Genomic DNA, 19,093 nt, shown 5'->3' with positions numbered 1-19,093 from the left:
TTCATGTTATCTTTAAAATGAGAGGAGGATACGATTGAATAAACGTGGCAGACCTCGAGAGTTTGATCATTCCTCGATTGTAGATGTTGCAATGAAAACATTTTGGTTAAGAGGATATGAAGGGTGTTCTACACAAGATTTATGCAGTGATACAGGACTTGGAAAAGGAAGTTTATACAATACTTTCGGTAGTAAACATGAACTGTATAAACAAGTATTAGAACGCTACCATGAAATTGGGATTAGGGAACAAAGGAAATTGTTACATACTCCAATTCCAGTTAAAGAACGATTAAGTAATTTTTTTGAATGGGCATTGAAAGAAGACTTTGAGAATATCGATCAAAAAGGATGTTTATTGATTAATGCCAGTATAGAACGTGCTAAAAACGATTTAATGGTACAAGAAATTTTCTCGAAGCATGTTGACCTTCTTAAACAAGATATTGAAACAGTGATGGAGGAAGGATTGCAAACAGGTGAAATTTCAAAGAAGCAATCAGCTGAGGAATTAGCTAGTCTGCTTTTAAGCAGTTATTACGGATTCCGTGTTCTTAATGTATCGATGCAAAATCGGATGTTGTCTGAACAAGTTATCAAAGGAACAATAGAGTCTATTTGTGGCGCTTAGTGCGCTCTTTTTTCGCACTATTTTTGTACTGATCATTACAATAATAAATAAGGAGTGTTTTTATGCCATCAATTATTTATTTACTAGCTTTAGCAATCTTTTGTATGACTACATCAGAATTTATGGTTGCAGGTATGATGAATCAACTTGCTCTTGCATTCCAGGTTTCTGTATCATCCATTGGGTATTTAATTTCAGCTTATGCAGGAGCAATGGTAATAGGAGGCCCCATATTAACTGCAATCCTCTTACGAATGCGTAGCAAACAAGCATTATTGTTTTTAATGTTCGTATTTTTAATTGGTCAATCGCTCGGAGCTATTGCTTGGAACTATGATATTATGATGATTTCGCGTATTATAACTGGTATTGCTTCAGCTTCAGCTTTTGGAGTTGCGATTTCCTTTTCTGCGACATTGGTTCACTCTGATTCAAGGGGAAAAGCTGCATCAATTGTACTTGCAGGTTTAATGTTCGCAACTGTATTAGGTTTACCTATAACAACCGTTATTTCGCAATATTTTGGCTGGCGTATTAGTTTTGGGGCAGTTTCGGTTCTTGTGCTAGTATCAGGGATTATGATTCAACGGTTGTTACCATCATCTTCAAATAAAGAGCAATTAAATTGGAAAGACGAACTTCTGCGATTTAAGAATATTCATCTTTGGGCAGCGTACGTAACAAGTATGTTCATTATTGGTGGTACGTTTGCAGCATTTAGTTATTTCACTCCGATTTTTACAAATGTCACAGGCTTTTCAAGTGCAAGTATTCCATATTTACTTGCTCTCTATGGTAGTGCGACGGTAATTGGGAATATAATAATTGGCAAATTTGCTGATGAATTTACAATGAAAATACTTATGGGTGGATTAATTATATTAATCATAGCGTTGTCTTTATTTGCTTTAAGTGCAGAGAATAAATACATTGCAGTTATTTCTACGATTTTTATTGGTTTAACTGGTGTAGCATTGAATCCAGCTATGGTTGCGAGGGTGATGAAAACAGCTAGTAATGGAATAATGATAAATACCGTTCATAGTTCTTTTATTACGCTAGGTATTGTTATTGGTTCGTCACTAGGTGGTCTTGGGATCAGTAAAGGATATGGTTTTGTATCCCCGCTATGGATTGGAGCTTGTTTAGCTATCCTTGGGGTAATTTCGTTATTCCCATATTTACATAAAGGAAAGGTAGATTAAGATGTTTAAAATTTCTTTATATGGGGGAGCAACACATTACTAGCTTGGTAGTATCACACATCCATCAACTTAAAGGACTATTTTTGAACTTGATTTTTATGAAATATGCACCCGAAAATTTATAGTAATAATTCTAATGTTACCTCTCTAGTTAGTAGGATATTTTTTCTTAATATATGCATACTAAACATACTATAAAAAGTACATAGAAAGTGAGAGAATCATGGCTAAATTTTTGAGGCGTTTAAAATATAGAGATAATCCTAAGTCATTTCCAATACGAGACAATACTCATTTTCAGGAAAAAAATATTGAAGACGCCCTCTTAGACGCTGATTTAACCAAAAACATAGCTAATATTCAGAATATATTTCGTCAAGCGCCTGATTTAGTAATCCGGCGGTTTCAAATAACAGTAGATGGATTAGAAGCAGCTTTAGTATATTTGTCTGGATTAACAGATAAAGAATTGATTCAAAATCATGTTCTAAGTCCTTTGATGAATAGTGATTTTAATACCAATACAGAACTTCCAATTCCATTAGGACAAATTAAGAGTATTAATACATTGAGTCAGATTGAAAATGCTATTTTTGGGGGAGATAGTGTTTTATTAATTCACAGTCGAACAACAGCACATCAACTGGATACAAAAGGATGGCCACAAAGGAGTGTTGAAGACGCTCATAACGAAATAGCTCTAAAAGGTGCACATCAAGCATTCATTGAAACAGGAAGTCAAAATATCGCAATGATTCGAAGGTATATTCCTTATCGTGAATTAACGATAAAAGAAATAGTAATTGGTGTACGAAGCAAAACCAGAATTTCTATTTTATATTTGAAAGATGTAGCTTCTGAAGATGTGCTGAAGGAATTAGAAACACGAATTCAAAATATTACAGTCGACGCTGTTGCTAGTAATGGCGAACTTATAGAATTCATTGAAGATAACCCTTACTCACCGTTTCCGCAATTTATATTAACTGAAAGACCTGATTTGGCAGTATCTCACATTCTACAGGGCAGATTTGTAACTGTAATGGATCATTCGCCTAATGTGTTAATTACTCCAACAAATTTTATTTCCTTTTTTCAAGGAGTGGATGATTACGGTACAAGGTGGTTAGTTGCTTCGTCTATTCGGGTGCTTCGTTTTATCGCCTTTATGATTGCTTTATTTTTACCTGCGAGTTATGTTGCGTTTATTTCCTTTAATTTTGAAGTTATTCCTGTAGAGCTGTATTTATCTATTGCAGAATCAAGAACGCGCGTACCCTTTTCTCCAGTTATGGAAGCATTACTTATGGAAATAACATTGGAAACGATGAGAGAAGGGGCTTTACGGATACCTACTCCAATCGGTCAGACAGTTGGAATTGTAGGTGGTATTGTTATTGGACAAGCGGCTGTTCAAGCGGGAATTGTAAGCAATATTATGATTATTGTTGTTGCTGTTACCGCCATCTCTTCTTTTGTTATCCCTAATTATGATATGGGAGCGGCAGTAAGATTTTTACGTTTTCCGATGATGCTAGCAGCTGCCTTATTTGGAATTGTTGGACTTGTTATCGGATGGATGACATTAATTGGACATCTAATCAGCCTTGAATCGCTAGGTACCCCTTATGGAAGGCCATTAGCACCGTTTCGTTTTGCAGATATGAAAGATGCTTTTGTACGCTTTCCTTTATGGGCAATAAGAAGACGTCCTAAGGGAAAAAGAGCCATTCAATCTATTCGACAAGGAAAGAATCATAATAAAAGGTGAAATTATGAAAAAGTATGCTTATAATGAAATCTCTCTTATGCAGTATATTGTTTTAATCAATGGAATGCAGGTGGCCACTGGCGTTTTATCGCTTCCCCGCGTGCTTGCAGAAAAAGCCGGAACAGATGGATGGATAGCAATATTGATTGGTTGGATATTCTCCACAATATCAGGTGTATTTATAGTGAAAACTGCTGCAAGATATCCCGAGGACACGATTTATGACATTCTTATACGATTGTTTGGAAAAATAGTAGGGAAAGCATTCGTTTTTATTTACATGATGTACTTCGCTTTTTATTCTTGTGTAGTTCTTGTGAACGCTATGCTTTATCTTAAGGGATGGCTTCTTCCAAAAACGCCTGACTATCTCGTTATCTTTTTGTTTTCGATTCCTACCTTTCTTGTTGCACGTAACGGCCCTCGTATTATAGGGCGGTACTCCGAACTTACTTTTTATACGATGCTTTGGATTCCATTATTTTTTTTGATACCTCTTAAAGAGAACGGAAGTTGGATGCCATTCTTTCCGCTCTTAAAAGATGGGTGGAAACCTATATTTACAGCTGTACCGACCACTATTTTTGCTTATTTAGGATTTGATATTGCGTTCTTTTTATATCCCTTTTTACAAAAAAAACAGTATGCAGTCCATGGAATGGTTATTGCAAATACTTTAACGATGTTATTTTATTTATTTGCTACTTTTGTTTGCTTTGCCTATTTTAGCCCTGATAGCATTACGCAATTTAACCAACCAGTACTAAATTTACTGAAAGTAATTGAGTTTCGTTTTTTAGAACGTTTTGACATGATTTTATTGGCTCTTTACTTACCCGTTGTTTCCACAGCATGGATTCCCACCATATATTGCGCTGTATTTTGTTCAAGCCAATTACTTGGAAAACAAGACCATAGCTCTCATGTAGTTATTCTCTTATTGCTCATTATCGGATTCATATTTTGGACTCATCCTAGTTGGAATGAAGCCGAAATTTGGCAACAGGTATTATCGAATGCTGGATTAGGATTAACCTATATATTACCTATCATTTTATGGCTGTACTGCTGTCTATATGAGAAGTTTCGCCAGGGGAGGATACATTGAAAAGAAAAGTACTGTGTTGTATTTTGTTATCGGTATTCATGATGACTGGATGCTTTGATCAAACAAATGTTGAAGACGTTTCTCTTACTCTTGTTCTTGGTATTGATTTAGATCGTAATGATAATTTATTAGTGTATATATCAAGCCCTGTTTTCAATAAAGAAGCAAAAGTAAAAGAAGAAACTACTGTTGTGAAATCTGCTACGGTTCGAAAATCTAGAGACCAATTTGATGCTACTGTTATGGCACTTACCTCGGGAAGCAAAACACAGGTTATTTTAGTTGGAAAACGGTTACTGAAACAAAAAAATTGGATGAAATATCTCGATCCATTTTACCGAGATCCCAAAAATACAGTTACCACAAGGGTTGTTGCTGTAGATGGACCTGTTTCAGACGTCATCTATTATAATCCAAAAGATAAGCCGCGTCTTCCTCTATATTTAACAAAACTAGTTGATACCGCCTCTTTAAGAAATATAACAGTAAAAACAAATCTTCAAGAACTACATGAACAAATAGCAGACAAAGGGTTAACAGCAAATATGACTGAGATGAAAAAAACGAAAAAAATATTTGTGACAGGTACAGCTTTGCTAGATGAAAAAGGACGGTATAAATTAACACTAAAATACGATGAAAATAAATTATTACGCATTCTGCAACAAAGAACTACAGGCGATTTTCCATTTACAATTGCAATTAAACTAAAGTCGAATAGCCAGGATAAAGATTGGATAAGTTTTACTGCATATAATATTAAAGTAAAGACAAAGGTAAGATATGATAATAAGTTTATATTTAATACAGATATAAAGATGAGGGTCGGCATTACAGAACGGCTTTTTTCGTTCAATACAAGAAAGGATGCAGCAAAATTACAAAAGGCGATCGAAACTAAGCTGGAAGCTGATTTCAAACAATTAATAAAGAAAATACAAACTGCCAATATTGATCCTATTGGGCTTGGGAGATATGCAAGAACTTACACATATCCAGAATGGAAAAAAGTCCAAAATAAATGGAATAACGAATTAGCAAAAGGCGATGTCAACGTCAAGGTTAACATTAAAATTGCCGGAATGGGTACGATTAAGTAACATGAATTCAACTGTGATTCGTACTAAGATTGCAAGTACTGTCTACTTTAGAAGGAGAAATGTCTTTAATAGGAGTACCGTCACATCGCTATGAACCTTAAATTTTATAGTCCCCCCAGAACGAAATTTTGTGTTAACTTGTAACAAAAACGCTCATTTTTTCGTCTTGGGGTAATTCTGAATTCTTAAGGTGATGGCGATGGGGTATTGACCCTACCTATCAACTTAAAAATTTTATAACACCTCAAGCTAAAAATTTCGTGTATTTTTGACAGAAGGCAGCTTATTTTTCGTTTTGGCGCATTGCATTTCTTAGCTTGATGGTGATGTGACGGTACCCCAATCGTAATTTATATGAAAAGAATTCCTCAACAGATGAAAGAGTTCTTTTTTATTTTCACATTCATTTTTCATCTTTCATTGATCAATAGACATTCCAACAAATAACTCTAAAAAGAACATAAATTCGTAAATGATCAGAACAAACTTTCAAAAGATCCTTACGCAATCTATTACCATGCGTACTACTCAATAGGAAAAAATGCCTGCCACTCCCTGGGAAATGTCGAATCTGCAAAATTCATTCAACATTTCCAGGATGATGACAATGGATTATTTTTATAATTCTATTTTGTGGTCACCACGTTTCTCTAGGTTTTTAGCAGTTTTACTTTGGGCAACATCTTTTTGGTCTTTAAAGGTTCCCATGAGAAAATCATAGGCTGGATTCGTAACACCATACCAGTAATTTTCATTTTTGAAGTGATGCCATAAATGAACTTTTTTCATCCATCGCCCCCATGGTGATATTGGTTGAAGGGGGCGATGCGCGATATAATGCTTCCACTCATAAAATAATAAAAAGAGCATAATACCTGCAATAAATGCGTTTGTCATGACAAAGCTGGATGAAAGAAAATAAAAAATCGCTCCTGAAATTGCAATGTTTGGCACACTATACCATAAGGGTAAAAATAATAAATGTAATTCATTCGGATTTGTATGATGGTCATAATGTAGGCGCTTAAGCGTTTTTAATAAAAATGCATTCTTTGGTGGTTTTAGATGAAAAATAAACCTGTGAGTAGCGTACTCAGCTAAGGAATACATAATCATTCCCAAAATAAAAGCACCCCAAATTCCGATAGAGGTTAAATGTAAAATCATAAATCCAAAGCTAGTGAGGAAAAGACAGCTCATAATCAAAATATCAGGATAGGAAAAATATTCTTTAAAATATTTTAGTTTCATTTATCACGCCTCCAGCTTTCTTTATTTTTTTCTATCTTTCCAAAGAGCCAAGCTTTTCTCCAATGTTGTCTTACACAATCTTTCTGCTTCAATCGCATCTCCCTTTAATGCAGCTTTTAATAAATCGTGATAATAGTTGAAGGATAACTCACGATGATCTTTTACAGAAAAATACCTTTTTGCCATATCTACATAAATGGAATCAAAGCTATTTAAAATGAGTAGAAAGATCGGATTGGCAGCAAGCCCAGCACACCTTTTTTGCAAATCCCAATCAAATGCTGCATAGCTTTCTGCACTATCTTCAAGTTGCTCAAGATTAGCAAGGAGAGCAACCACTTTAGGTTGATTAAACGTAACAGCATTACGAATATAAGTCGGAGTCAACGAACTTCTAAATTCTAATAAATACATAATAAATTCATCTGTAATGGTATGATGATTCTCAACAATATTAATAAGTGTCGTTAGATTACCATTGCTCCAATAATCATTAATAATTGATGGCATTCCTTTTCTCCCTGTTATCCATCCACTTCTTCCTAAACGTTGAAGCGCCTCACGAATAGTTGGGCGACCAACACCAAATTCTTTCGCAAGCTCTCTTTCTGGCGGTAAAGTGCTTCCTATAGAATAAACACCGGCCAATATGGATTTAATTAATTCGTTCACAATTTTATCTGAGGTGCGTTCTTTTTCTTTCAAGTCATCGTCTCCTTTATTTTATGGTAATACATGTTGAAGACATTGGTAATACCAAAATTATATAATGAATTTGAATTTTCTGTCAATGATAAAGGATTGAATTTTTATAATTAGGATTGTCGAACTTTCTATATATTTCTATGAAAAGAATAGTTTATTTTCATTGCTTTCGCGCTCAATTTCTTTAATTTTAAAAAAATTCATTTATCAATCCGCTATTTTAGAACAAGGAAAAAACCATCACTATAGAACCAGGAGAAGATCCATTTTATTTATGATTAATGACAATGACAAGATAGAGAATTATGAACTGGAAGGAATATAAAGGGGATGAAAATAATTGTTCCTGCAAAAGGAAAGGACAATGCCTATCAAGTTGTAATTATTGAGGATGTTTTAAATAAAGCTGAATTAGAAAGGATTATACTTTCCATGCTAAATCAAAAAATAGGGTTCTTAAGATACTTATCTTAAGAACCCTATTTTTTGAAAAGAACTTCTAAATTGGACTGAGGAAATTTAGGAATCCTAAAATAACTAAGATCTAATTAACCATAGAAATATAAAATTCCCATTTTGGGCGTACTTCAGAATATTAGCTTGATAGCGATGGGGGAGCAGCACCCCATCACCATCAAGCTAATACTTTCATATCCCCTTAAATTAAAATTTTCTTTCTCTACAGATAGCTATTCTGAGAAGCCGCTCATTTCTTCGTTTTGGGGGCATTTCTTTTTCTTAAGTTGATGAGCATGTATGGTGACCTCTATTAGACGATAGTGAATGAACAATTTTGGGGGGCAGTTCACATGCCCATCAAGCTAACCAGGTAAATTACTAGATACGAAATGATCCTTGTTTCAAAACTAGCAAGTCATAAAAAAGTAGGCATGCTAAAGAAGCCTATTAAAACGCGATTTTTTCGCTAGGCAGCTTGTCTATACTTCACCGTCGTTTTATACACAATCCCTAGAATATCAAAAACGGTCATCTTCTTATACCTATGACATTTACGACCGTTTTTTTTGAGCAGTCGATAAAGGCGATGCAAAATTTTTAAAAGTTCTTCTGTGCCAACGGCTATCGCTTGAAACAGTAACGGAAAGTAATCTTTAATCATATAAATCGCTTTGTATGCACTCAGTTCCTGCTTTTTCTTTTCAAGCAGAAACCGTCGCATTTGAAACATTGTAGAAGAACAAAGGAGAATACCTATGAGTTGTCCATATAAATGACACTCTAGGCGTTCTCTTTTTATATTTTTACATTCATCAATTTCAAAGAATGACTTCCACGTTTTAAACAAAATTTCAATCTGCCAACGAAGTGAATATAATGAATGCACGTAGTTCATCGGTACTTCTTCTAGCGACGTGTTCGTGATATATACATTCATGCTCATTAAACGTTTACTTTTATCCTTCATGACAATGCCTTTCTTCTTTTCACGTATTGCTTGGTTTTTCAGACGTGTTTGCGTTTGATCATCGGTTAAACGATGGATAATTACACGTGCTGGAAGTTTCTGATTTTGACCAATGTATGCCTCGGGGATTTCCATCGTTTCACCAGGGATTAGACCAGACAGCATTTGTGTCATATCAAGCTGGATGTATTCTGTTTGCTTTTTTTACGCACCATTGTTGAAGTATTCTGGTTCAGGGTTCTTGATATAAATGCGTGTATTCAACTTCAACCGCGAGATATAGTAAGCCTTTCTATCATGAATGGTTTGTAAGTCTCCTAAATCGAAGTACCTAAGATCACGTAAACACAAATCGTCCGCCTCTACGGTTTCAAGGCAGATGGTACCGTATGTTTTATCATTATTCTTTCCTGGTCCAAGCTGCACGTTAAGAAATTGGCCACTAAGTAAATCATATTCCAATTGGATTTTCACGCCTGCGGTATTACTACTCCCACCTGAACCTTGATAGTCAGTGGCGAAATGGTCAGGCAGTTGAAACACTGTTGCATCTAAAATACGGATACGATTGAAAGCAGAAATCACGTGTGCAGAAAGTGAGTGATTTGAACAGAGTTTTTGTGTGAGAAGAGAAGTAAAGACTTCTCGAAGAAATGCGACAGCTGCTGGATTAAAGCGTTGATTCAGTCCTTCTGGGCTCATAAGTACCCCAGTAGAAACTTCTAACTGACTGCACAATTGTGCAAGTGATGTGCTAGCAATTTCTTGACTGAACCATACGCAAAGGGCAATGAGTTCGTTTGCTTGATACTTACTAGATCGCTGTACAAAGCCAATTTGTTTGGCGATATCTTGTAGGACTGCTGGAGATAAAAAGTATTGTAGCTCTTGTGCGAAAAGATTCAGTTCATTTGAAATAATAGGATTCATTAAAAACACCATCCTTTCCCATAAACTGCTTACGATAAGCATAGCGTTTTTTTATTTTAAGGGTATGATTTTAACTTCGGTTGATGGGCATGTGACGCTACCCTAATCTTTCGATTGAAGATAATACTCATTGATTTCACCTCCTATGCTTAGGAGTATAGAAAATCAACTTTGATTTGAGGCATATGAAGGGCTTTGATAGCGTATATGTGAAGGATTCAAATAAAACTGAAGGACTTAATTTGAAATTTAAAAAAGAATACGAGGGTCTAATTAACTAATCTTTGATTTATTAATTGGGTAATTATCAGGTAAATCAAGTATCTAACTAAAAAATATGAATTTTTATCTAAATATTTGATTTACTATTACTGGAATTTTAAGGATAATATATTTGAACTAATATTTGTCTAATGTATTAGTAACTAAAAGTGAGGTGAAGTTAGTTGTTTAATAATTTTGGTATTTCTTTTTTATGGTTGTTACTTGCTTATGGTGTTGCAACATTAATAGTTTTTATACATATGCTAATCTCTAATAAATATTTTGGTGTGCAAAACGCGAAACAGGCAGGAACAACTTTTTTGAAATCACCAGTTTATGTTAAATCTAGACCCTATCAGGTTCTTTACAACGTTGCGATTTTTCCCGTTTTTCTATGGCTATATAGCAAAGGGATAGATACAGATAATGTAAAAGAATTTATGCTTAATACCGTTATTCAATGGACAGCATTGTCGATAATTATCGACTACCTTAGTTGGGTTTTAATTCCTCATAAATTTAGGTTAACACATAAAGAATTTTACATTGATTATCAACCATATATCACTTTGATTTATGTAGCAATTTTTATTAGTCATTATATAGTTGGGTTTTTAATCATTTAACCGAGAAGACCCCTCCTCTAAACGGAGTGAAGATGGGGGATGAATCGGTTTTTTCTTTTTTGGGGGAAAAGCACATTGCCATTAACTTAAGAAATTAAATGTTCCCCAAAACGAAAAAAATGAACTAAATTCTCATGGACACCTATGAAAAGATGAAATTTTCGTTTTGGGGGCACTTCAAAATGTTAGCTTGATGGGCATGGGGTCAGTTCAACTTTATTCAAAGTAAGATTTTTTTGAAATAAAATCAATGTTAGTGGAATTTTTTTAATCAAACTTTTTTCTAAATGAACATAAATACTTGCAATATTTAAATTAGTACTATATAGTTCTAGTTATGACAAAGGTAAAATTAATGAATCAAAAACGTGTGATTGAAGTAGCTGCAACATTATTTTTAGAAAAAGGGTTTGCTTATACAAGTATGGATGAATTAGTACGTGTAAGCAAAGTTTCAAAGTCTAATGTGTATTATCACTTTTCTAATAAGGAAGTATTATTAGAAGCGGTCGTTGATTATTGGATTGAAATGTATCAATCTGCAATTGATGATGTACTTTCTCAGAACCAATTTTTAGTTGAAGATCGTATCCAACTGTTTTTAAAGCAATTATCACAAGGAGTTCAGTCGAGAGAGTATAAGGGGAGCTGTCCATTTATTACTCTTTATATTCAAAGTCCTAAACAGGCCACGCAAATAAAAGAAAAAATAGGTCTTTTTTTTACAGGATTACAAAAGAAAGTTTCTCTATTACTTAAACAAGGGGTAGAGAATGGAGAATTCAGAAATACGATTCATATTGATGAGGTTGCATCACTTTTTATTACAAATCTTGAAGGAGCGTTATTTATTTCAGAAACATTGAAGGATGCAACTGTAATTACGAAAACAGCAGATCATTTTTTAAAATTGCTTCGATAAAAGAAGCATTTTTTTTACATTAAATTAGTACTGATTAGTACTAAAAGGGGGATTTTATATGAGAACAGTATTTTTAACTGGTGGAACAGGCTATATTGGAAAGCAAGTAGTGAAAGAATTAGCCAAAGAGGATGTTAAAATTCTTCTTTTAGTAAGGTCGAAAAGTAAAGCAATACGCCTTTTTCAAGAAAGAGGCATCTTAAAAAAGGCAGTTATGCACTTTATTGAAGGTGATTTGACGAAAATAGATTTAGGTCTAAGTGCTGAAGATAAGGAGAGGGTATTGAAAACGGATGTGATTATTCACGCAGGAGGCCCCATGGATATTCAAGCGACAAGTAAAGAGGCAGCGTCCGTATTTTTAAATGGCGCCAAACACATTAGTGAATTAGCTAAAAGTATTCATCAATTGAAGGGCTTGCAACAATTTATTCATGTTGTAGGTTATATGAGTCCCTTTGATGATAAAAATAGCAAGATTGCAATTGATGTGTTTCAAGAAGGAAATAATTATTTGAAAATAAAAAATCCATATGAGAGAACAAAATTTTTAGCAGATCTTTATATCCGTCAGCACGCATCAGCATTAGGTTATCCGCTTTCGGTAATTAATCCGCCAACTGTAGTCGGTAGTAGTAAAACAGGGAGTACAGAGCAGATAGCGGGATTAGGTTTGCTTGTGATGAGTATGCGAAGAGGGCTCATGCCAGTGATTCCTGGAGGTAAGGGATATAGGTTACCACTTATTTCAAACGATGAGCTTGCGAAGTTTATTGTGCAGGTTTTCAGATTGGAGCAACCGACTATTCAAACATATACACTTGTTGAAGATAAACAGCACGATCAGAACATTGCTGAATTATTAAGTATTATGTCGGAAAGTATGAATATGAGGGCACCAAAAATCTCTGTTCCAATGCCACTTATGAAAGCAATTATGAATAGTGGAGTAAGTAAAATAACAAAAATTCCTTCTGATGGACTGAATTTTATTACAAACCGAAAATTTTCAGATGTTTCAGCGAAAAAAATTATGGGAGGAGATTGGTTTAAGAAGACGAGTGTAATGAAATTTCTCCCTGCCGTAGTAGCTGATCTGGATTATCGAATGATGTATCAAAATGGCCAGCATAATCATGTATTTAAACGAACATTATGCGATAACAATACCCTTTACCAATTACAAGGAGAGGGTCAACCGTTTATATTATTACATGGTTTATTGAGTGATGGAGAGGATTTATTTCCTTTAGCACAAGAGCTTCATGAAAAAACTGGTCAACCTGTATGGATTTTGGATCTTCCAGGTTTGGGACGTTCTCCTTTTAAACGAGAGAAAAATCTTCTAGATATCTATTTGAATGTAGTGAAAAAGTTATTGGAGAAAGCTACGAATGGTGCACATCTAATTGGCCATTCATTCGGTGCGTTTATTCTTCTAGAAGCATTGGTACAAGAGTACATAGATAAGAAGTATGCAATCACTTTACTTCAGCCACCTGTTGCTAAAAAAAATGCTAAATCGCTAAATGTTCCTCAATTTATGAACAAGTGGACATTAAAATTGGCAACTACTAATTTGATAGGGCGTTATTTATTAAGTAATGGTTTGTTTGAAAGTATGGAGAGTATCCCTGAACATTATATTGAGAAAATAAGTAACAGTTTTACTTCCCCTAGAATTTTAAATACTACGGTTCAGCTTAACAGTTTACTACTGAAAAACGATCAAGGTGATTTCAATGAAGTAACAAAGTATAATCTTCACATTATTTGGGGGGAGTATGACAGAGGCTATTCTGCTCCATCGCATCTTGGTAAGGTTGATTTTGTTCCATATGGCCATCATTTTCCTCTTAGCCATCCGAGTGAAACGGCAACATTAGTAATAAAAAATAGTAATACTAGCAGATGAGAGTGTGGGATGAATAAAAAGTGTGTAGTAAGATTGTTGTGTCTTTGAAATAAAATCGTACTGTTTGGGGTCCCGCCCCATGCCAATCAAGCTAAGAAAAGCAAATACCCCAAAACGAGAAAATGGGCATCTCCAGGTGAAAATGCTTAATTTTTTTTGTTTTAGGGGCATTATAAAGCCTTCAAGTTGATGGATGTGGGGTACCGCCACAATACTATCAATATAAGCAGTATACCCCGTTGTATCTGTACTGGATTTATCAAAAGAGGATGCTGAAATGATACCATTGCTTCTGGCTTGTATAGCAGAGGCATTTATTCATTTCAATCCAGATTCTTTTTTAGCTAAGGATGAATTTGATCTCTTATATTGGTGTAGAAAGAACTTCAAAGGATTTCATAGTATCTCTGATGATGGATTCTTACAGGATTTTAAGCAGGTATACGAATGTTATCAAGCATTGCAGAACGTTGGGAAACAAGAGAACAATATAAAAATAAATATGTAATAGCAAGGAGAAGAGCAACGCATGTATAATATACTTAAACGTCAATATAATTACTTTATCCGAGGAGTGATTCGGATTAACGAAGAACTACAAAGGGAATTGGACCTATTGGTTCAAAAGATTCGTGAAACTGTGTCTTCTGTCCAAAAAATCATCCTTTTTGGCTCTCATGCATATGGCACACCAAATGAAGACAGTGAATTTGATCTCTGTATTGTTGTAGAAGGTGTAGGAGCAAGAAAAAGGGGAGTCATTAATCGTATCAATTGGGGTATTTACGATGTTATGGAAACACCAGTTGATATTTTAGTGTATGGGCCAGAAGAGTTTCTAGAACGTGCTAGTCGTACCGTAACTATGGAACATAAGATTGCACTAGAAGGGAAGGTCCTATATTGAGAAATACTGAGGATCTAAAAGAGTGGGTATTTATTGCAAAATCCGATTTAGATTCTGCTAGTTACTTATCTCATATGAAACCTTTCTCTACTGCAATTATTTGTTATCATAGTCAACAATGTGTGGAGAAACTCCTAAAAGGATTTCTTGCACTAAACGGTAGAACAGTCCCAAAAACTCATAACCTTTTAATGCTACACAAATCGTGTCGGAAATTAGATGAGGAATCCTCATTGATTTTAGAACAGTGCGTGCAGCTAAATGGTTATGCTACAGATATTCGTTTATCCGTATTTTGAATCACTTACTGTTTAAGATAGATTAATGACTATACAACATGCTCAAAAAGTACTGAGTTTTTATAAAGAAAAGTTAAACATGCTAAATATGCATGAAATCGTAATCGATTAAACATAGAGGATATACATAAAAGAGAGTGCCTATAAAGGGACTCTCTTTTTCTATCTAAAAAAGAGGAGGAATGCTTCATAGTAGAATGAAATGATACTTTGCTATGGGGATAATAATATAATGATGGATATTTATCAAGAGATTAAAGAGAAAATGAAAAAAATATAATTATCACACAATTGTTGTTTTGTAGGTACAGTGGCGGTACTTTTAATTAAAGCACAAGGAATCAATCACGATGCCTTTCTTTTAGTACCTGTTCGTGAAGCAGAGGAATGCCTTCTTCTCGAAACCAAGCACCTACACGTGAAAAAGTAGAAATATGAGGCACAAATGATAAACCACAAAACTCATGAAAAAAAGGTTATCATACAATCCGTCCCTTCTGTAGATAGTTCAGGTTACTCTTATTCTTTCAGGAGAACGAATTTCTTTATGCATGTATTTTTGAATGTTTGTGAGCTTTATAACACCATTTCTATACTTTAATATCTGAAAAATCTGTCACGAAATATTCCGAATTTTGAAGTTGTTAATTACATATGATTCCATTTATTATAATTATTGAGCCGGCTCCAAATAATGGAAGTTTTCTGGTGTAGCAAAGTAATTTTCAATGTTTATCAACTTATTTTCATAAAGCTATTTTATATCAGAATCCACTTTCATTTTATTTTATATGAAAACAAAGCAACTATAAAAGAGGGGGATTTAAAAATGGAAAAAAAATCTTTTAAAATCCGTTCAGTTAATGACAATGAACAGCTTTGGACAAAGTTAGCTGATCAAATGGAAACACTTGAAAACAGGGATGAAATGAAATGCTTCAACTGCTCAATTTGTTGTGATAATTGCTGCTTTAATTGTTGCTTCCAAATCTAATTTATACTTACAGTAAATAAACACTCGAAATACCTATACCTTTTAATAAACTTAGTTACTAAATTCATTATTTTCTGTTCTTGCCTAGCAAGAACAGAAAATAATTATACAAGGGTGATTTGATGATTATTAACAAGTATCATTTACGATATCCTTTAAACGAGGAAGTTCTAATGATTAATACCTTAACTGGTGCTGTAGATTTTTTTTCTCATGACTTAATTAATTTCATCGATACATTGTCATATAGAGATTATAAAAATTTAACTAACGAAGAGAAAAATGCTACTAAAATTTTAATTGATAGAGGTTACGTATTTAAGAACACAGAGGATCGGGACCATAGACTATGGCAGGCTAAAAATATTGTAGACGCTGGAAATGAAATGCAGTATGTTATTTGCCCTACATATACATGTAACTTTCGTTGCCCATATTGTTTTGAAAGCCATAGCCTTCATGAGAAAATAACAGCTTTAACCGAAGAACAACTCCAAGCAGTTATGCAAGCCATAGACATCTTTCATAAAGAAAGTGGTTATAAAATCGGTATGATTAACCTTTTTGGAGGCGAACCACTCCTTCCTTTTACCAAAAAAATAGTCAAACAAATCTGTGAAGAAGCTGTTAAGCGTAACTTCAAAATTGGTTGCAATACAAATGGCTATCACCTTTCTTCTTTTGTAGAGATTTTCCAAAACTACCGTGATCGACTGAGTATTATGGTTACAGTTGATGGACCGAAGAATATTCATGATCAACGACGTATTATGACGGGAGGTCAAGGTACATTTGATCAAATTCAAAAAGGTATTTGTGATTCACTTAATCATGGCATTCGTACCATTGTAAGAGTCAATATAGACCAAACAAATATTGATTATGTTTCACTTCTTGTAGACTATTACAAAAAAAACAAGTTATTTGAAAATGAAAATTTCTCAATTTCTTTTTCACCTGTCACAGATCATACATGTAAAGGCTTAGGAGAAGATTTAATGAAGGGTTATGAAATTGTAAAAAAATTACAAAAAAATATTCCTGATTTTGAAAAATTAGAAAAACAAAAATCTCTTAACTTCGGAGCTGATATGTACCGTTTCTTTAAACCAATTATGCAGTTAGATTCAGAATTAAAAAATAAAATTGAAATGGTTGTTCCTAATATAGTCTATTGTGAATCTGCTGAAGGGAAACGAGTTGTATTTGGACCTGATAACCATATATATGCTTGTCCTGATTTAGTTGGAAGATCAGAGTTCAAAATCGGCGATTATTTCCCTAAATTCTCTCGCCAAGATTGGAAGTGGGAAAAGTGGAAACAATTCAATTCCTTTACCATTCCACAATGTAAATCTTGTGCCTCATCACCTATATGTGGAGGAGGGTGTGCTGCTGAAGCTCTTATAGTTCATGGGAACTTGAATCAACCAAACTGTCCACAAACAGATAAACAGGTTTTCGAATATTTAAAAACTATTAAAGAAGAGATTTCAATATAAGGAGAGGAACTAAGCTATGATAGCAAGTACCTATAATTCAACATATAAATTATCTGATGGAAATTACGTTCTAATCAATTCACTAAGTGGCGCACTCGATATAATTAATACAGACATAAAAAAAGTATTAGATGATATTAAGCGTAATAAAAAATTAACTCTTTATCCTGAATTAGAAGAACTTCTCTCATTTTTAACAAAACGTGGCTATCTTTTTAATGACCGTGATGAAGAATTAAATAAACTTACTATTATTCGTGATCGGATGACTGAATCTTTAGCAAATAGTAATTCCGGAGTTACATTCAACGTATGCACAACATATATGTGTAACCTTAGATGTCCTTATTGTTACCAAGGTCATGAAATACATAAAATTTCACATGCTTTAACCCCTGCTGAAGTAGACAAAATGTTCCAAGCAGTTGATAACATTTTGTCTATGGAGAATGAACGTGGTCGATTTGAGAATGCAACCCACCGCATGATGTTATATGGTGGTGAACCATTGCTTCCAACAACTCGAAAGACAGTTGAACAAGTTGTTAAACGTGGAATAGAAGAATACGGTTTTCGTATGTACGCCATTACAAATGGTACATTCTTGCATGAATTCTTAGATTTTCTAGAGCCTTACAAAGAGAACTGGGATTATTTTCAAATCTCTATTGATGGACCGAAACATATTCATGATCAACGACGTATTACAGCTGGTGGCACAGGAACATTCGATCGAATTGCTGCTAATATTTCACTGGCATTAGAGCGTGGTTTCGCAGTAGGCTTACGTACTAATGTGAATAAAGATAATCTTGCATATGTAAAAGAATTAGCAACCTTTATCGAAGATCAACATTGGAATACTTATCCTAATTTTGGTTGGCAGGTATCTCCTGTTACTGATCATTACGGAGATAATCTACCAAATCACCTTCCAGAGCATGAATTACTCGCCGAAATTTATAATATTTTCGGAGATTTAGAAGAATTTATGGATAAATTTAACGCAAAACTGGGTACAGACCTTAACATTCGTACTTCTAGAATCCGTCAAGCCATACGAACTTTTGACTGGGAGAAGGTAAGTGAACTTGATTCCTGCTCTTCTGTCATGCATAGTTTACCTTATTTTAAAGAATGTAGTGCGAGAGAACAGCGTTTCTATGCATTTGGTGCAGAAGGTTTAATATACGCTTGTCCTGAGGCCGTAGGTAAGCCAGAAACTGCAGTGGGTTCCTTTTTTCCTGAATACAATTTAGATGCTGATAAGCATGCTATTTGGGATCAAGATATTACTGACTCCGAACAGTGTAGTAGTTGTAGTATCTCACTATTTTGTGGTGGAGGATGTGCTTATGCTAATTTAATGCGAAATGGTGCCATTAATAAACCTTACTGTAATGATTCACATCAAACCATTTCGACTTATATTAAGAAAAATGAAACTGCCTTTTTAGAACTAATTAAATAAAAAGATATAACTCCACAAATACCTTCACCATTGTGGGGTTACTTTCTCTTAAAGGATGTGATCAAT

The 19,093-nt window shown here is 34.3% G+C and carries 14 protein-coding genes and 4 pseudogenes; 14 read left to right on the top strand and 4 right to left on the bottom strand.

The genetic code is table 11. The features are described from left to right. The first annotated feature begins 34 nt into the window (after nt 1-34). The 5 genes from ACTFRN_RS14130 to ACTFRN_RS14110 all read left to right on the top strand — a co-directional run bounded on the left by ACTFRN_RS14130 (nt 35) and on the right by ACTFRN_RS14110 (nt 5,815). On the top strand, nt 35-631 hold the full coding sequence (locus ACTFRN_RS14130; RefSeq protein ID WP_001042184.1) for a TetR/AcrR family transcriptional regulator: 597 nt from the start codon (nt 35-37) through the stop codon (nt 629-631). Nucleotides 632-693: 62 nt separating this feature from the next. After that, nucleotides 694-1,836, top strand: a complete 1,143-nt coding sequence (locus tag ACTFRN_RS14125; RefSeq protein WP_001139237.1) for an MFS transporter — start codon at nt 694-696, stop codon at nt 1,834-1,836. A 223-nt stretch (nt 1,837-2,059) separates the two neighbouring features. After that, nucleotides 2,060-3,607: a spore germination protein gene (locus tag ACTFRN_RS14120; RefSeq protein ID WP_001051406.1), complete on the top strand. Its 1,548-nt coding sequence runs from the start codon at nt 2,060-2,062 to the stop codon at nt 3,605-3,607. A gap of 4 nt (nt 3,608-3,611) precedes the next feature. Further along, nucleotides 3,612-4,715, top strand: a complete 1,104-nt coding sequence (locus ACTFRN_RS14115) for a GerAB/ArcD/ProY family transporter (protein WP_000759651.1) — start codon at nt 3,612-3,614, stop codon at nt 4,713-4,715. After that, nucleotides 4,712-5,815, top strand: coding sequence for a Ger(x)C family spore germination protein (locus ACTFRN_RS14110; RefSeq protein WP_000824426.1), 1,104 nt, complete (start codon nt 4,712-4,714; stop codon nt 5,813-5,815). The genes ACTFRN_RS14115 and ACTFRN_RS14110 overlap by 4 nt, the downstream gene beginning before the upstream one ends. A gap of 618 nt (nt 5,816-6,433) precedes the next feature. On the opposite strand, the gene ACTFRN_RS14105 is transcribed toward ACTFRN_RS14110, so the two are convergent. From ACTFRN_RS14105 to ACTFRN_RS14095, 3 genes and pseudogenes are all read right to left on the bottom strand, one after another. After that, nucleotides 6,434-7,066 (bottom strand): sterol desaturase family protein, encoded by a 633-nt coding sequence (locus ACTFRN_RS14105; protein WP_014893607.1) that lies wholly within the window; start codon nt 7,064-7,066, stop codon nt 6,434-6,436. Between the two features lie 21 nt (nt 7,067-7,087). After that, the gene (locus ACTFRN_RS14100) at nt 7,088-7,771 is read right to left on the bottom strand and encodes a GntR family transcriptional regulator (protein WP_000659655.1); all 684 of its coding nucleotides are present in this window, start codon (nt 7,769-7,771) and stop codon (nt 7,088-7,090) included. Between the two features lie 925 nt (nt 7,772-8,696). Next, a pseudogene (locus ACTFRN_RS14095) lies at nt 8,697-10,127 on the bottom strand (IS4 family transposase). 446 nt (nt 10,128-10,573) lie between these two features. Here ACTFRN_RS14095 and ACTFRN_RS14090 point away from each other — a divergent pair. The 6 genes and pseudogenes from ACTFRN_RS14090 (at nt 10,574) to ACTFRN_RS14065 (ending at nt 15,172) form a co-directional block, all read left to right on the top strand. After that, nucleotides 10,574-11,017 (top strand): hypothetical protein, encoded by a 444-nt coding sequence (locus tag ACTFRN_RS14090; RefSeq protein ID WP_088106683.1) that lies wholly within the window; start codon nt 10,574-10,576, stop codon nt 11,015-11,017. Nucleotides 11,018-11,372: 355 nt separating this feature from the next. Continuing rightward, nucleotides 11,373-11,939 carry a TetR/AcrR family transcriptional regulator gene (locus ACTFRN_RS14085; protein ID WP_001072309.1) on the top strand — a complete coding sequence of 189 codons (567 nt, stop codon included), beginning with the start codon at nt 11,373-11,375 and terminating at the stop codon, nt 11,937-11,939. 58 nt (nt 11,940-11,997) lie between these two features. Further along, nucleotides 11,998-13,854: an alpha/beta fold hydrolase gene (locus ACTFRN_RS14080; RefSeq protein ID WP_001261169.1), complete on the top strand. Its 1,857-nt coding sequence runs from the start codon at nt 11,998-12,000 to the stop codon at nt 13,852-13,854. Between the two features lie 194 nt (nt 13,855-14,048). Beyond that, nucleotides 14,049-14,362: pseudogene (locus tag ACTFRN_RS14075) on the top strand (hypothetical protein); the annotation flags it as partial. Nucleotides 14,363-14,383: 21 nt separating this feature from the next. Then, complete coding sequence (locus ACTFRN_RS14070; RefSeq protein ID WP_000282364.1) at nt 14,384-14,761, top strand: nucleotidyltransferase domain-containing protein; 378 nt, start codon at nt 14,384-14,386, stop codon at nt 14,759-14,761. Next, nucleotides 14,758-15,172, top strand: a pseudogene (locus ACTFRN_RS14065) (HEPN domain-containing protein). Before ACTFRN_RS14070 ends, ACTFRN_RS14065 begins: the two are co-directional and overlap by 4 nt. Nucleotides 15,173-15,372: 200 nt before the next feature. Here the strand turns inward: ACTFRN_RS14065 and ACTFRN_RS14060 are convergent. Then, nucleotides 15,373-15,536 (bottom strand): annotated as a pseudogene (locus ACTFRN_RS14060) (ISNCY family transposase); the annotation flags it as partial. Between the two features lie 353 nt (nt 15,537-15,889). Here ACTFRN_RS14060 and ACTFRN_RS14055 point away from each other — a divergent pair. The 3 genes from ACTFRN_RS14055 to ACTFRN_RS14045 all read left to right on the top strand — a co-directional run bounded on the left by ACTFRN_RS14055 (nt 15,890) and on the right by ACTFRN_RS14045 (nt 19,027). Beyond that, nucleotides 15,890-16,054 carry a hypothetical protein gene (locus tag ACTFRN_RS14055; RefSeq protein ID WP_000412664.1) on the top strand — a complete coding sequence of 55 codons (165 nt, stop codon included), beginning with the start codon at nt 15,890-15,892 and terminating at the stop codon, nt 16,052-16,054. 173 nt (nt 16,055-16,227) lie between these two features. Beyond that, nucleotides 16,228-17,556 (top strand): radical SAM/SPASM domain-containing protein, encoded by a 1,329-nt coding sequence (locus ACTFRN_RS14050; protein WP_227585587.1) that lies wholly within the window; start codon nt 16,228-16,230, stop codon nt 17,554-17,556. Between the two features lie 16 nt (nt 17,557-17,572). After that, nucleotides 17,573-19,027, top strand: a complete 1,455-nt coding sequence (locus tag ACTFRN_RS14045) for a radical SAM/SPASM domain-containing protein (RefSeq protein ID WP_088106682.1) — start codon at nt 17,573-17,575, stop codon at nt 19,025-19,027. The last annotated feature ends 66 nt before the right edge of the window (nt 19,028-19,093 follow it).

The organism is Bacillus cereus group sp. MYBK245-2 (assembly GCF_051916145.1).
Classification (GTDB): domain Bacteria; phylum Bacillota; class Bacilli; order Bacillales; family Bacillaceae_G; genus Bacillus_A; species Bacillus_A pacificus.
This window is presented reverse-complemented; position numbering and strand designations above follow the sequence as displayed.